Raw genomic sequence first — 14,114 nt, forward strand, 5'->3', positions numbered from 1 at the left:
AAGCGTCCAAGCGTTAGCTGACGAGCTGCTGGGCGAAGACGTGGGGGGTGAAGCCGGTGAGGTCGCCGATGCCCTCGCCCTGGCCCACGAGCTTGATCGGGATGCCGGTGCGCTCCTGGACCGCGAGGACGAAGCCGCCCTTCGCGGAACCGTCGAGCTTCGTGATGACCAGGCCGGTGACGCCGGCGTGCTCGATGAACGCCTCCGCCTGGCTCAACCCGTTCTGACCGGTCGTCGCGTCGAGGACGAGCAGGATCTCGGAGATGGGCGCCTGCTTCTCGATGACGCGCTTGATCTTCGTGAGCTCGTCCATCAGCCCGCCCTTGGTGTGCAGGCGGCCGGCCGTGTCGATGATGACCATCTCGACGCCGGTGTCCTTCGCGAACTGCACGGTCTGGAAGGCGACGGACGCGGGATCCTGGCGCTCCTGCTGCGGGCGGACGATCTGGGCGTCGGCGCGCTGCGCCCAGGTGGCGAGCTGGTCGACGGCGGCGGCGCGGAAGGTGTCGGCCGCGCCGACCACGACGCTCCGGCCGTAGTTGCGGAGGAACTTGGCGAACTTGCCGATGGTGGTGGTCTTGCCGACGCCGTTCACGCCGACCACGAGGATCACGGCGGGGCGCTCGCTGAGCTTGAGGGTCGTGTCGTACTTCGACAGGCGCTCCTCGAGGGACTCGCGGAGCATCCGCTGCAGGTCGCGCGGGTCGGTGGTGGAGTAGCGGGCCACCTTGGCGCGGAGGTCGTCGACGATCTCCTCGGTGATGTCGGGTCCGAAGTCGGCGGTGATCAGCGCCGTCTCGAGGTCGTCCCAGGTCTGGTCGTCGATCGTGCGCTTCTCGAACAGGCCGCGCAGTGCGCGGCCGAGCGACCAGGAGGTGCGTTCTGCCATGGGTCCAGGCTACCGGCGGACACGGTCGGCGCGGGCTGGGCGGGGGCTGGCTGGGCGGGGGCTGGCTGAGCGGGCAGGTGCTGGCGGCGCCGGTGCAGACGCGCGGGTGCGAGATGCGCGGGTGCGATCTGCAGGACCGACCCGCCCTCGCGCGCAGTCCTCGCGGAGGAGAGCGCTCACTTCCACAGGACCCCTGCAGATCGTCCCTGCAGATCGCACGCCTCCCTGCAGATCGCACAGGGGCCTGGAGAACGCACAGGGGCCCGCAGATCGCACACGAGCCTGCAGATCGCACAGGGGCCGGGAGAACGTACGCGGGCCTGAAGAGCGCGCACGGTCCTGGAGAGCACGCACGGGCCTGGAGAGCGCACGAGGGCCTGCAGATCGCACCAGGTCCTGGAGATCCCCCGCGCGCGGCTGCTTCAGGCCGGGGGCGCGGCGACCCGCTGGCCGACGACGGCCGAGACTCCGTCCTGCCGCATCGAGACCCCGTAGAGGGCGTCCGCGATCTCCATGGTCCGCTTCTGGTGGGTGATGACGATCAGCTGGCTGGAGGTGCGCAGGTCCTCGAAGATGCTGAGCAGCCGGCCGAGGTTGGCGTCGTCGAGCGCGGCCTCCACCTCGTCCATGATGTAGAAGGGGCTCGGGCGCGACTTGAAGATGGCGACCATGAACGCCACGGCCGCGAGCGAGCGCTCCCCTCCGGAGAGGAGCGAGAGCCGCTCGATCTTCTTGCCGGCCGGCCGCACTGCGACCTCGATGCCGGTGGTGAGCAGGTTCTCCGGGTCGGTCAGGCGGATGCTGCCGGTGCCGCCGGGGAAGAGGATCGGGAACACGTCCGCGAACGCCGCCTGCGTGTCGTCGAAGGCGGAGGCGAACACCGTCTGCATCGTCTCGTCGAGCTCCTCGATGATGGTGAGGAGGTCGCGGCGGGTCCCGGTGAGGTCGGCCAGCTGCTCGGTCAGGAACGCGTGCCGCTGCTCCAGGGCGGCGAACTCCTCCAGCGCGAGCGGATTGACGCGGCCCAGCTGCCCGAGCTGCTTCTCGGCCTTCTCGAGGCGGCGGCGCTGCTCCTCGCGGACGTACGGCCGCGGCTCCTGCTCCTCGTCCGTCTCGTCGGGGACGCCGACTCCGGGACCGTACTCCTCCACCAGCACGTCCTCGGCGAGCCCGAGCTCGGACGCGGCGCGCTCGAGCAGACCGCTGAGCTGCAGCCTCTTCTCGTAGATCTGCAGCTCGAGGCCGTGGACGCTCTCGGTCACGGACTGGAGCCGGTCGCGCAGGCTCCCCTCCTCGCGGCGGAGCCCCTGCAGCTCGGCGTTCTGCTGCGCGCGCGCCGCCTCGGCCGCGACGAGCTCGGCCCGGGCGTGCTGGACGGAGCGGTCGACGGAGGAGAGGACGGCGGGGAGCGCGGCGGTCACCTCGGCCGCCGCGTCGCGCTGGCGGCGGCGGATCACGGCGCGGCGCGCGGCCTCGTCGGCGGCGGCGCGGTCGGCGGCCAGCTGGCGGGCCAGCGCCTCCCCGCGGGACTGCTCCGCGCGCACCCGCTCCTTGGCGGTCTCGACGCCGAGCCGCGCCTCGATCTCGCGCTCGCGCGCGGTCTCGACGTCGCGCTGCAGACCGTCGCGGGCACTCGCGTCGAGCACCGGCCGGGGCCGGGCGCGCGCGGCGTCGAGCGCCGACTTCGCCTCCTGAGCCGCGCGCTCGGCGTCGCCGACCCGGTCCGAGGCGACGGCCAGCGCCCTCGAGCCCCGGCCGTGCTCGGCGGTGGCCGCCTCGAGCTGGGCGCGCACGCCGCCGAGCCGCTCGGTGTGGGCAGCGCGGGCGGCGTCGTGCTCGCGGAGGGCCGAGAGAGCGCTCGCGGCCTGCTCCTTCGCTCCGCGGAGTGCGCCGGTCTGCTCGGCCAGCTCGAAGCGGAGCCGGTCGATCCCGCCCTCGACCTCGTTCAGCCGGGCGGCGGCCGAGTCGCGCTCGGAGACGAGCTCGATCCGGCTGCGCTGCCCGCCGGAACCGGCGCTCTGCACGGCGTCGGAGAGGATCGCTCCGTCCCGGGTGGCCAGGACGGTGCCGGGATCGGTCCGCTCCCGCAGGCGCCGCGCCGCGGCGAGGTCCTCGACCACGAGCACGCGCTCCAGGAGCGAGAGGACGCCGGCCGGCGCCGTGACGAGGTCGCCCGCGCGGACCGCTCCCTCGGGAACGGTGAGGGCGACGTGCGGGCGCGCGGCGTCGGCGACCAGCAGCTCGACGCGTCCGAGGTCGCGTTCCAGCGCGGCGTCCACTGCAGCGTCGGCCCGGGCGGTCGATTCGACCAGCACGGCGTCGGCGATCGCGCCGAGGGCGGCGGCGATCGCGGCCTCGGACCCCGGCCGCACCTGGATCCCGTCGGCGACCCGCCCGCGCACCCCCTCGACCCGGGCGGCGATCAGCTCGGCCGAGCCGTCCGAGACGTCGAGGGCCAGAGACAGAGCACCGGTGCGGGCGGCCAGCGCCTCGCGCTCGCGCTCCAGGGCGTGCAGCTCCTCGCGCAGCCGATCGATCCCGCCCTCGGCGGCCGAGACCGCGGACTGGGCGAGCTCGTAGCCCTCGTCGAGGCCGCCGTCGGGGCCGCGGCCCGCCTCGTCCAGCTCCGCCTCCAGAGCATCGAGCGCCCGCCGCGCCGCCTCCTTCCGCCGGTCGGCCGCGTCCAGGGTGTTCTGCGCGCGCAGGACCTCGCCTCGGACGGACGCGAGACGGGACGCGGCGGTGTCGGCCTGCCCCGAGAGAGTCGAGAGCTCGAGGTCGTACCGCGAGACGAGGGCCGCCTGCGCTGCGATCTCCTCGTCGACGGCGTCGAGGGCGGAGCGGGCCGCGACGGTCGTGCGCTGAGCCTCGAGCCAGGCCGTCTCCGCGTCGAGGACGGCCTGCCGCAGGCGCTCCAGCTCGATCCGTGCCTCCTCCACCTGCGCGGGCGTGACCCGCGGCTGGATCTGCGGTTGCTCGGACTCGAGCTCGAGCATCGCGAGCCGCTGCCCGGCGAGGGCCGACAGGTTCCGCAGCCGCTCCTGCACCGACTCCAGCTCGAACGAGGTGCGCCGCGCGTCGTCGACCGCGTCGCCGACCGCCTCCGCCTCGATCCGCGCTCGCCGCAGCGTCGCCTGCTCGAGCCGCTGCTGCAGGACCACCCGCTCGCTGTGCCGCTCGCTCTCGGTGCGGGCGAAGCGGTCCAGAGCGGTCCGGAGCGCGACCACGTCGTCGGCGAGCAGGCGTGCCCGGGCGTCTCGCACCACGGCGGCGATCGTCTGCGCCTGCCGCGCGACCTCGGCCTGTCGCCCGAGCGGCTTGAGCTGGCGCCGGATCTCGCCCGCGAGGTCGGAGAGGCGGGTGAGGTTCGCCTGCATCGCCTCGAGCTTGCGGAGCGTCTTCTCCTTGCGGCGGCGGTGCTTGAGGATCCCGGCGGCCTCCTCGATGATCCCGCGCCGCTCCTCGGGGGTCGCGTGCAGCACCGCGTCGAGCTGCCCCTGTCCGACGATGACGTGCATCTCACGCCCGAGACCGGAGTCGCTCAGCAGCTCCTGCACGTCGAGCAGTCGGCAGCCGCGTCCGTTGATCGCGTACTCGCTGCCGCCGTTGCGGAAGAGGGTCCGGGTGATGGTCACCTCGGTGTACTCGATCGGCAGGGCGCCGTCCGAGTTGTCGATGGTGAGAGCCACCTCGGCGCGGCCGAGAGGACCGCGGGTGGAAGTGCCCGCGAAGATGACGTCCTCCATCTTGCCGCCGCGGAGGGTCTTCGCTCCCTGCTCCCCCATCACCCAGGCGAGCGCGTCGACGACGTTGCTCTTGCCCGAGCCGTTGGGGCCGACGACGCAGGTGACCCCCGGCTCGAAGGCGAACGTGGTCGGCTGAGCGAAGGACTTGAAACCCTTGAGGGTCAGGCTCTTCAGGTACACCTGGCCGCCTCGCTCCCGTCCACAACGCCTCCACGGTAGCCGACGGCCGCGCCGGGACCGGGAGGCGGAGCCCGATCGCGCGGACCTGCTGCGACGCTGGGCGGACGGAACGGGCCGGACGGGCGCTCCCGGCGCTCGGGAGTGCACACTGGGGTGGTGAACCGCTCCTCCGACCCGACGCCGCGCATCCGCGAGCTCGTGATCCCCGAGCGAGTGGGGGGCACCGGCTGGAGCGACTTCCTCGCCTTCACCGCCATCGGCGACGCGGTCGAGGCGGAGGGGACCGGCACCGCCGATCTGGGCTTCCCCGCCGAGGCGAGCCTCGGGGAGTGGCAGCAGCGCGAGCACTCCCCCCGCCGCGCCTTCCTCGCCGAGTCCGGCGGCCGTCCCGTCGGCAGCGGCGAGCTGCACTGGAGCACCGCCCCGGACGACGACGCGGCCTGGGTGTCGATCTCGGTCCTCCCGGCCGAACGCGGGCGAGGAGTGGGAACGGCGCTGATGGAGCGCCTGAGCGGCGAGGCGGTCGCTCTCGGCCGCCGTGTCCTGCAGACCTGGACGGCCCACCGGGCCGACGCCTCGGGCCCGCGGATCGACGCGCTCTCGGGAGCCGGATCCGTCCCCTCCGCCGACCCCGGGTCGCGACGGCTCGCCGCCCGCGGCTGGTCGCTCGAGCAGGTGGAGCGGGTGAGCGTCGCCCGGCTCCCCCTCGACGGCGAGGTCACGGCGTCGCGACGGGCCGCGGCGTCGGAGCACGCCTCCGGCTTCGACCTGCTGCACTGGCGAGGCGCGGCGCCGGAGGAGTGGATCGAGGACCTCCTGCTCCTGCGCTCGCGGATGTCGGTCCAGGCCCCGTCCGCCGGCCTCTCCGTGCCGGAGGAGACGTGGACCCGCGCGAGGCTCGCCGCCCACGAGACCGGCGCCGCGGCCGGAGGGCGTATCGAGCTGACCTCCGCGGCACTGCACCGCGCGAGCGGGCGCCTGGCCGGATACTGCACCGTCGACGTGATCCCGGGCCGCGCCGCCCTCTGGGGCGACACCCTCGTCCTGCCCGAGCACCGCGGACACCGGCTGGGGATGCTGCTCAAGCTCGACGCCCTCGAGCATCTCGCCCTGACCGCGCCGGAGTGCGGCGCCGTCTACACCTGGAACGCCGAGGAGAACCGCCCCATGCTCGCCGTGAACGAGGCCGTCGGCTTCGTCCCCGTCGCCCACGAGGGCCAGTGGAGGAAGGAGCTCGCATGACTCCGCTCGTCGAACCCGGACCACCGCTGACCGCCGCCGAGCGGGAGCGATTCGCGCGGCAGATCCGCCTGGGGCCGATCGGGGAGCTGGGGCAGCGGCGCCTCCGGAACGCACGCGTGCTCGTCCTCGGAGCGGGCGGCATCGGCTCGCCGGTGATCACGGCGCTCGCCGCGGCCGGGATCGGGCGGCTCGGCATCGTGGACGGCGACGTCGTCGAGCTCTCGAACCTGGCGCGGCAGACGGCGCACGACGACTCCTCTGTGGGCCGGTCGAAGGCGGAGTCCGCTGCGGCGACCGCGCGGCGGCTGTCCCCGGGGATCGACGCCCGCGCGTTCCCCGTCTCGCTGACCTCGGCCAACGTCGACTCCCTCGTCGCCGGCTGGGACGTGGTGGTCGACGGTTTCGACACCTTCGGCGCGCGCTACCTGGCCTCCGATGCGACGACCCGAGCTTGGATCCCGCACGTCTGGGGGTCGGCGCTCGGCTTCGACGGCCAGCTGTCGACCTTCTGGGCCGCGGCTCCGGGCGGAGGGGTGACTCTGCGAGCGCTGCACCCCGAGGCGGAGGACGCGGGCGACAGCTGCGCGAGTGTCGGCGTGCTGGGCGCGCTCTGCGCGATGATCGGCTCGGCGATGGCGGCGGAGGTCGTGAAGCTCGTGACCGGGGCGGGAGAGCCGCTCTTCGGGCGCGTGCTGGTGCACGACGCTCTCGACGCCTCCTGGGCCGAGCTCCCCCTCGAGCGGCGGGTGCCCGCGGTACCGGAGAGGCGGGCCTCGGCCGGCTCGATCACGGCGGCCGAGCTGCGGGAGCGGCTGGCCGGGCCGACGCCCCCGACCGTGGTGGACCTCCGCGAGGACGACGAGGACCGCTCCGTGGCGGTGCCGGGAGCGGTGCGGATGCCGATGTCGCGCTTCGATCCCGCAGCGCTGCCGTCGGGTCCGCTCGTGCTGCACTGCGCCTCCGGCGTGCGGTCGCGGCTGGCAGCGGAGCGGGCGGCAGCGGCGGGCGTGGCGTCCGACTCGCTCGACGGTGGCGCGGCAGCGTGGGCGCGGTGACCGCCCTCTGAAGCGCATCGGCCCCCGGGTCGTCGACGGGGGCGCGGGCTCCGTCGCCGTCGACCGGGATCGGCGAGGTTTCGGGCACGTCCCGACGAGGAATCGTGCTCGATCGCGGGATCGCGTCGAGCGCCGTCGGATGCTGAGAGGTGGCGCCGTGGTCACGGCCGCTGTCCCGAGGAGAGCATCGATGTCGTCCCACACCCTCCGCTCTGCGCGGCGCGCGGCCCTCCTCGATCCGTTCGACCCCGTCCCGCGGCGAGCGGTGCGGTGATGCCGCAGTCCTGGAGCGCAGCGGAGAGACGGCTCCGACGCCTCGGCTGGATCCCGCAGCGGCCTCTCCCCCACGGTGCCGTCGTCGATGCGATCACCTCGCCCCGGCTCAGCCTCAGCCGTGCCTGGCTGCAGAGCGGGGAGTTCGAGGTCCTCCCCCACCCCGGGCGGCTCCGCGTGCTGTTCAGTGCCGACGGGATCGGTCGCGTGAGGATCGGGGACGTCGACCACCGGCTCCCGCCCGGCAGCGCCCTGATGACCCGCGCCTCGACCGTCCAGTACGCGGCGGCGGTGAGCCCCTGGGCCCGCTTCGAGTGGCAGCTGCGTCCGTCCGTGCTCCGGGGAAGCTCGTTCTCGTCGATCATGGACACGGTGCTGGATCTTCCCGAGCCCTACTGGCGGGCTCTCATCGGCGCCGCGAACACGGTCCTCAACGTCGACGTCGAGCCGTCCGACGCGGCCTTCGAGCACTTCGAGATCGCGAGCGAGCACCTCATCGCGTCGGCGTTCTCAGCGCTCCTGCCCGCTCTCGACCGCGAGGACCGCTCCGCAGCGGGGGTCCTCGCCGCGGGCACTCGACTGATCGAGCGCCACTACCGCGACCGCTCCTTCACGGTGGAGACGCTGGCGGAGACCCTCGGAGTGTCGGTCAGCCACCTGCACCGCGCGTTCTCCTCCGCCGGCACCACACCGCGCCAGCAGATCGAGCGGTGGCGGGCCTTCGAGGCGCAGCGCCTCCTCGACGAGCTCGGCTCCCGATCGGGGGCGGACCTGGACCGCGTCGCGCAGTCGGCCGGGTTCAGCTCGCGCATCCACATGCAGCGGACCTTCCGCCGGATCGACGACGTGGGATGACGCCGACGGCGACGGAATCTCCGGGAACGGGCATCGAACGTCGTCGCACCCCGTTCCTCGTCGAGCAGAGGTCCGCTCTTGGGCAGGATCAGCGCGTCGGACACCCCTGACACCTCCGACAGAGACGGACACCCCATGACACACATCGACTCAGTGGACCCGAGCGCGGAGCCCTCCGGCACCCCGGACTCCTGGACCGTTCAGACCTCGGGGCGGCCTGCCCGCCGGACGATCGTGCAGGGCGCGGCGTGGACCATCCCGGTGGTCGCCGCCTCCGTGGCCACGCCCGCCTTCGCCGCCTCGACCCCCCTCGCGCTCGCCTTCGACGCCCCCGCCTACACCTTCGCCGCCTGCACGACGCGCAGCGTGTCGGTCCTGGCGACGACCGGCGGCACCCCGGCGGCGGGAGCCGCGGTCACGATCACTCTGCCCGCCGGCCTGACCAGCGGCGGCGCGCAGACCGTCTCGGCGACGACCGGCTCGGACGGACGGGTCAGCATCCCAGTCACGGCCGGCAACGTGGCCCAGACCGGCCTCGCCCTCACCGCCGTCTCCGGCGCCACGACCGCGGGCGCGTCGGCGAGCACCACGGCGACCGAGGGGAGTGCCATCCGGTACGTCCTCAACAACGAGGCGACGTCCACGACGTCCAACGGCAGCGTCCCCTCGGGCGCGGCGACCGTCGGACCCCGGCTGTACCTGACGGCGTCCGGCGATCTCTACCACAGCTCGACGAAGGTGGCGAGCGGCGTCACCAGCGCCCAGGGCTTCCGAGACCAGCAGAACCGCGACGTCGCCGATTTCGTCGCCGACGGAGTGTTCTACCGATTCGTCTCGGGCGATCCGGCGCCGAAGGCCCTCGGCACGGGCGTCCCGGCCGGCTCGACGGTGCACGCCCCGGCGTACTACGTCACTCCGTCCGGCGAGCTGCGGGTCGCCGACGGAACACTCGTCACCACGGGAGTGACGAGTGCGGACTCCTTCCGCGATGCGAGCAACCAGAACGTGATCGACGTCCTGACCGGAACCGAGATCGTCCGCTACATCGGCACGACGAAGAACCAGGTCATCGCCACGGGTGTTCAAGCAGGATCGACCGTCCTGGCGCCCGGGTACCACCTGACCCCGGACGGGCGCCTCTTCAACGGCTCCATCCTGATCACCACCGGGGTGACCAGTGCCGACGTGTTCCGCGATCAGCAGGGCCGCAACATCGCCGACGTGATCCAGAACGGCGCGCTCGTCCGGTACGGCGTGTTCGCGGACGTGACCGTGCCGCAGACGCGGATCGCGTCCGGCGTGCCCTCCGACGCGACCGCCTACGCGCCGGACTGCTACGTGACGAAGGACGGCCGCGCGTTCAGCGGCACGAAGCTGATCGCCACGGGAGTGGCGTCGGCGTTCAGCTTCCGCGATGTGCAGGGCCGCACGGTCTTCGACACGATGACCAACGCGATCTGCCCGTGATCCGGTCGGTCGGCCGCTGAGCCGAGCCCAGGCCGCGGGGCCGGCGACGCGCAGGTGGGACGCGACGGATCGTCGCGGTCCCCCGCTCTCGACATGCGCTCGCCGTCGGCGGCCATGCCGTCCACAGCTGCGCCGGGGCGCCTGGATCACTCCGGGAGTCCCGGCGCAGCCGCGACCGACCACCGAGATCTCGGCCCGCCTCCAGAGGACTGCGACGACCGTAGGAGCGCCGGTGGTCGCGGGTCAGCCGCCGGCGAACGGGGGCAGGACGTCGACCGCGGAGTCCGGGCGGAGCGGAGTCGCCCGGTCCGCCGTCGACACGCCGTCGACGAGGTACGTGCACCGCGCGAGCACATCGGCGGCCCTGGGAGCGGAGGCGACGAGGCGCTCCTCGAGCGCGCCCAGGTCGGGCACCTCGTCGAGCTCGTCGGAGGCGCGGCCGAGGGCGGCCTTCGCCGCGGCGAAGTAGCGGACCCGCACGATCATCCGCCGATCGCGCTCATCGTGCGCTCGGGCTGGACGAAGCCCGCGACGTTCATCTCGTGTCCTGCGGGCTTGGCCCACATCGCGCCGCGCCAGAGCTGGGCGACCTCGTGGTCGTCCGCCCCCGCGCGCATCGGGCCGAGGAGATCGGTCTCCTCGTTCGAGAAGAGGCAGCTGCGGACACCGCCCTCGGCCGTGAGCCGGGTGCGGCGGCAGTCGCCGCAGAAGTTCTCGGTGACGGACGCGATGATCCCCACCTGGCCGAGCACCTCGGTTCCCCCGGCCTCGCGCACGTCGAAGAGCTCTGCCGGCGCTCCGTCGCGCGGCGCCGCGTGGGGGCTGAGGGTGAAGCGCTCCGACAGCAGGGTGCGGATGTCCGCCGCCGTGATCATCGTCTCCCGGTCCCAGCCGTGGTCGGCGTCGAGAGCCATCTGCTCGATGAAGCGCAGCTGGTGGCCGCCCGCGAGGGCCCAGGCGAGCAGCTCCGGAGCCTCGAGGTCGTTGATCCCGGGCAGGAGCACCGCGTTGATCTTCGTCTGATCAAGGCCCGCGGGGCCGAGCGCGTCGATGCCGGCGAGCACACGGTCGAGGAACGGCCGCCGGGTGACCTTCGCGAACGTCTCGGCGCAGATCGAGTCGAGCGAGACGTTGACCCGGTTGAGCCCGGCCTCGGCGAGCGCCACCGCCCGTCCCGAGAGTCCGATCGCGTTCGTGGTGAGCGAGATCTCGGGACGCGGCTCGAGGGAGGCGACGTCGCGGATGATGTCGACGAGGTCCTTCCGCAGGAGCGGCTCGCCGCCGGTGAAGCGGATCTGGCGGACGCCGAACTGCTCCACGGCGATGCGCGCTAGGCGGAGGATCTCCTCGCGGCTGAGGAGGGACGCGGGCGGCTGGAACGGCAGGCCCTCGGCCGGCATGCAGTACGTGCAGCGCAGATTGCACTTGTCCGTCAGCGAGATCCGCAGATCGTCGGCGACGCGCCCGTAGCTGTCCAGGAGGAGCGGAGTGTCGGGGCGGTCGGCCGGGAGGACCGCGCTGCGCTGTCGGGGCCGGAAGCCCGGGATCCCCAGTGCTGTGCTCATCCGCTCACACTACGCCGCGGAACCGGGCGCGACCCGGCAAGATGGACTCGGTCCCGCCGCCGGTCGGGAACCGCCGCTCGCGAGAGGACACGATGACCTCGATCGACCTGCACGCCGCCCGGGTGCGGGCGCTGCTCGCGCCGCTGGCGACGCGGGGCGCCCGCGAGACGCTGAGCCTGGATCCGGCCGCCGTCGCCGCCGATCCGGGCGCCTACGACCGGCGGGTCCTCGCCCGCTCCGTCGACTCCCCGCTCGACCTGCCGCGCTTCGACAACTCGCAGATGGACGGCTTCGCGGTGCGGGCGGCCGACCTCGACGCCGCCGCTCCGGAGCATCCCGTCGCCCTGCCCGTCTCGGCGCCGATCCCCGCAGGCGACCGCGCGCCCCGGCACGAGCCCGGCACGGCGACCCCGATCATGACCGGCTCGCCGCTGCCGGAGGGGGCCGACGCCGTCGTCCCGGTCGAGCGCGTCGATCCTCCGCGCTTCCCCGCGGAGGGCAGCGTCGCCTTCGCGCACCCGGTGGTACCGGCGACCTTCGTGCGCGCCCGGGGCAGCGACGCCCGCCTCGGCGAGCTCGCCCTCCCCGCCGGTACGGTCCTCCGCGCGGCCCACTACGGACTCCTGGCCTCCCTCGGCCTGACCGAGGCGGAGGTGCTGCCGCGGCTCCGGGTGCTGATCGTCCCCACCGGCAACGAGATCCGCCCCGCCGGAGCGGTCCTCGAGGAGGCGCAGATCCACGACGCGAACGGCGCCCTGCTGGCCGAGGCGGTCCGCGAGGCGGGCGCGCTGCCCGTCGTCGCCGCCTGCACCAGCGACCGGGCCGAGGACCTCCTGGCGCTGCTCGAGGAGCACGCGGGCGAGGCCGACCTGGTGATCACGGTCGGCGGCGTCAGCGCCGGCGCCTACGAGGTCGTCCGCGACGCGCTCGGCCCGGCCGGGTCGGAGTTCGGCCACGTCGAGATGCAGCCGGGCGGTCCGCAGGGCCTCGGGCTCGTGCGCGTGGCCGAGGGGCTGCACCTGCCGGTCGTCTCGCTGCCCGGGAACCCGGTGAGCGCCCTGGTCTCGTTCGAGGTGTTCCTCCGGCCCGTGCTGCGCTCGCTCGCGGGACGGACGCCCGCCGAGAGGCCACGGCTGCGCGCGCGCCTGGGCACGGCGCTCGACTCGCCCGCGCACCTGCACCAGATCCGCCGCGGCGTCCTCGACGACGAGGGTCTCGTCCACCCGGTCGGCGGACCGGGCTCGCACCTGCTGGCGTCGTACGCCCGCTCCACCGTGCTCATCCATGTCCCTGTCGGGACGGACCACGCAGCGACCGGCGACACGGTCGAGATCTGGAGGATCGATGACTGAGAGCGACCGGCTCACCCATGTGCGCGGCGACGGAGCCGTGCACATGGTCGACGTGAGCGCGAAGGAGGTCACGGCCCGCACCGCCGTCGCCGAGGGGTACGTCGAGACCTCGCCCGAGGTGGTGCGGCTGCTCGAGCAGGGCGAGCTGCCCAAGGGCGAGGCACTCGGCGTGGCGCGGATCGCCGGGATCCTCGGCGCGAAGGCGACCTCGACCCTCATCCCCCTCTGCCACCCGCTGGCGCTGGACGGCGTCGACGTCGACCTCGAGCCACAGGACGGCCGCGTCCGCATCGAGGCGCGCGTGCGCACGACCGGGCGCACCGGCGTGGAGATGGAGGCGCTGACCGCGGTCAGCGTGGCCGCCCTCACGGTCTACGACATGATCAAGGCGGTCGATCGCGGTGCTGCGATCACCGGGATCCGTGTGCTCGCCAAAGCGGGCGGGAGGAGCGGCTCGTGGACGAGCGAATGAGCCCCGTGACGCGGCGGGCGGTGGCGGTCGTCGCCTCCACCCGAGCCGCCTCCGGCGTGTACGAGGACCGGACGGGGCCCGCACTCGAGGCCTGGTTCACCGCCCGCGGCTGGGAGTCCCGGGTGGTCGTCGTGGCCGACGGCGACGCGGTGGGCGAGGCGATCGCCGACGCGATCGGCGGCGGAGTCGACGTGGTCGTGACCACCGGCGGAACGGGTGTCGCCCCGAGCGACGTCACCCCGGAGCAGACCGCTCCCCTCCTGGAGCGGCCCCTGCCCGGCCTCGCCGAGGCTGTCCGCGCCAAGGGCGCCGCCCACGTCCCGACCGCCGTGCTCAGCCGCGGACTCGCCGGCGTCAGCGGCCGCACCGTCGTGGTGAACCTCCCCGGCTCCCCCGGCGGCGTCCGCGACGGGATCGACGTGCTCGACCCGGTGATCGGGCACCTGCTCGACCAGCTCGGAGGCGGCGACCATGCCCGCTGAGCCGGTCGCCCTCGCCCGCCTCGCGGCCGAGGCCATCACCGTCGACGAGTGCGAGCAGGCGGTCGAATCGCCGACGCACGGCGCCGTCGTGACCTTCGCGGGGGTCGTCCGCGACCACGACGAGGGCCGCGGCGTGCTCCGCCTGTCCTACGAGGCGCACCCGGACGCCCCCGCCGCACTCCTCGCCTCCGCCCGCCGCATCGCCGAGCGCTGGCCGGACGTCCGGATCGCCGCCGTGCACCGGGTGGGCGACCTCGTGGTCGGCGACCTCGCCCTCGCCTGCGCCGTGGCATCTGCCCACCGCGCGGCGGCCTTCGAAGCCTGCGCAGCGCTGGTCGACGACATCAAGGCGTCGGTGCCGATCTGGAAGGAGCAGTCCTTCGTCGACGGCAGCTCGGAGTGGGTCGCGAGCTTGGGTTGAACTCCGAGCCCGTCCCTGCCGGGCTCGGCGCGGTCGGCCCTCCGGGGTGGTCGCGTCCCGCAGAGCGAGGGACGACCGCCTAGATCGATCCGCTGGCACGCGGATCGACCGTTCG

Annotated in this window: 12 protein-coding genes; 8 read left to right on the top strand and 4 right to left on the bottom strand. The window is 73.9% G+C overall.

All coding sequences use genetic code 11. The annotated features are described in order from the left end of the window. Positions 1-13 precede the first annotated feature (13 nt). Together ftsY and smc are read right to left on the bottom strand one after the other, a co-directional pair. On the bottom strand, positions 14-889 hold the full coding sequence (ftsY, locus tag GSU45_RS09025; protein WP_104223920.1) for a signal recognition particle-docking protein FtsY: 876 nt from the start codon (positions 887-889) through the stop codon (positions 14-16). A gap of 422 nt (positions 890-1,311) precedes the next feature. Next, positions 1,312-4,815 carry a chromosome segregation protein SMC gene (gene smc, locus GSU45_RS09030; RefSeq protein ID WP_159914362.1) on the bottom strand — a complete coding sequence of 1,168 codons (3,504 nt, stop codon included), beginning with the start codon at positions 4,813-4,815 and terminating at the stop codon, positions 1,312-1,314. A gap of 156 nt (positions 4,816-4,971) precedes the next feature. Between smc and GSU45_RS09035 the strand changes: the two genes are divergently transcribed. From GSU45_RS09035 to GSU45_RS09050, 4 genes are all read left to right on the top strand, one after another. Further along, positions 4,972-6,057 carry a GNAT family N-acetyltransferase gene (locus GSU45_RS09035; protein ID WP_159914364.1) on the top strand — a complete coding sequence of 362 codons (1,086 nt, stop codon included), beginning with the start codon at positions 4,972-4,974 and terminating at the stop codon, positions 6,055-6,057. After that, the gene (locus GSU45_RS09040) at positions 6,054-7,112 is read left to right on the top strand and encodes a ThiF family adenylyltransferase (RefSeq protein WP_159914366.1); all 1,059 of its coding nucleotides are present in this window, start codon (positions 6,054-6,056) and stop codon (positions 7,110-7,112) included. Before GSU45_RS09035 ends, GSU45_RS09040 begins: the two co-directional genes overlap by 4 nt. A 273-nt stretch (positions 7,113-7,385) precedes the next feature. Further along, positions 7,386-8,240: an AraC family transcriptional regulator gene (locus tag GSU45_RS09045; RefSeq protein WP_159914368.1), complete on the top strand. Its 855-nt coding sequence runs from the start codon at positions 7,386-7,388 to the stop codon at positions 8,238-8,240. 135 nt (positions 8,241-8,375) lie between these two features. Continuing rightward, positions 8,376-9,707, top strand: coding sequence for a hypothetical protein (locus GSU45_RS09050; protein WP_159914370.1), 1,332 nt, complete (start codon positions 8,376-8,378; stop codon positions 9,705-9,707). 243 nt (positions 9,708-9,950) lie between these two features. Here GSU45_RS09050 and GSU45_RS09055 read toward each other — a convergent pair whose 3' ends face one another. Together GSU45_RS09055 and moaA are read right to left on the bottom strand one after the other, a co-directional pair. After that, positions 9,951-10,193, bottom strand: a complete 243-nt coding sequence (locus GSU45_RS09055; protein ID WP_159914372.1) for a MoaD/ThiS family protein — start codon at positions 10,191-10,193, stop codon at positions 9,951-9,953. Further along, positions 10,190-11,272 (bottom strand): GTP 3',8-cyclase MoaA, encoded by a 1,083-nt coding sequence (gene moaA, locus GSU45_RS09060; protein WP_159914374.1) that lies wholly within the window; start codon positions 11,270-11,272, stop codon positions 10,190-10,192. Before moaA ends, GSU45_RS09055 begins: the two co-directional genes overlap by 4 nt. 92 nt (positions 11,273-11,364) lie before the next feature. On the opposite strand from moaA, the gene glp reads away from it, so the two are divergent. From glp to GSU45_RS09080, 4 genes are read left to right on the top strand one after another with little or no spacing between them, the layout of a single operon-like run. Then, entirely contained in the window at positions 11,365-12,624 is a 1,260-nt protein-coding gene (gene glp / locus GSU45_RS09065; protein ID WP_159914376.1) for a gephyrin-like molybdotransferase Glp, read from the top strand. Continuing rightward, positions 12,617-13,096 carry a cyclic pyranopterin monophosphate synthase MoaC gene (moaC, locus tag GSU45_RS09070; protein ID WP_159914378.1) on the top strand — a complete coding sequence of 160 codons (480 nt, stop codon included), beginning with the start codon at positions 12,617-12,619 and terminating at the stop codon, positions 13,094-13,096. The genes glp and moaC overlap by 8 nt, the downstream gene beginning before the upstream one ends. Beyond that, positions 13,081-13,578 (top strand): molybdenum cofactor synthesis domain-containing protein, encoded by a 498-nt coding sequence (locus tag GSU45_RS09075; protein ID WP_244248072.1) that lies wholly within the window; start codon positions 13,081-13,083, stop codon positions 13,576-13,578. Before moaC ends, GSU45_RS09075 begins: the two co-directional genes overlap by 16 nt. Beyond that, a complete protein-coding gene (locus GSU45_RS09080) occupies positions 13,568-13,999 on the top strand; it encodes a molybdenum cofactor biosynthesis protein MoaE (RefSeq protein WP_159914380.1) in 432 nt (143 codons plus the stop codon). The genes GSU45_RS09075 and GSU45_RS09080 overlap by 11 nt, the downstream gene beginning before the upstream one ends. The last annotated feature ends 115 nt before the right edge of the window (positions 14,000-14,114 follow it).

It is taken from the genome of Rathayibacter sp. VKM Ac-2801 (assembly GCF_009834245.1).
Lineage (GTDB): Bacteria > Actinomycetota > Actinomycetes > Actinomycetales > Microbacteriaceae > Rathayibacter.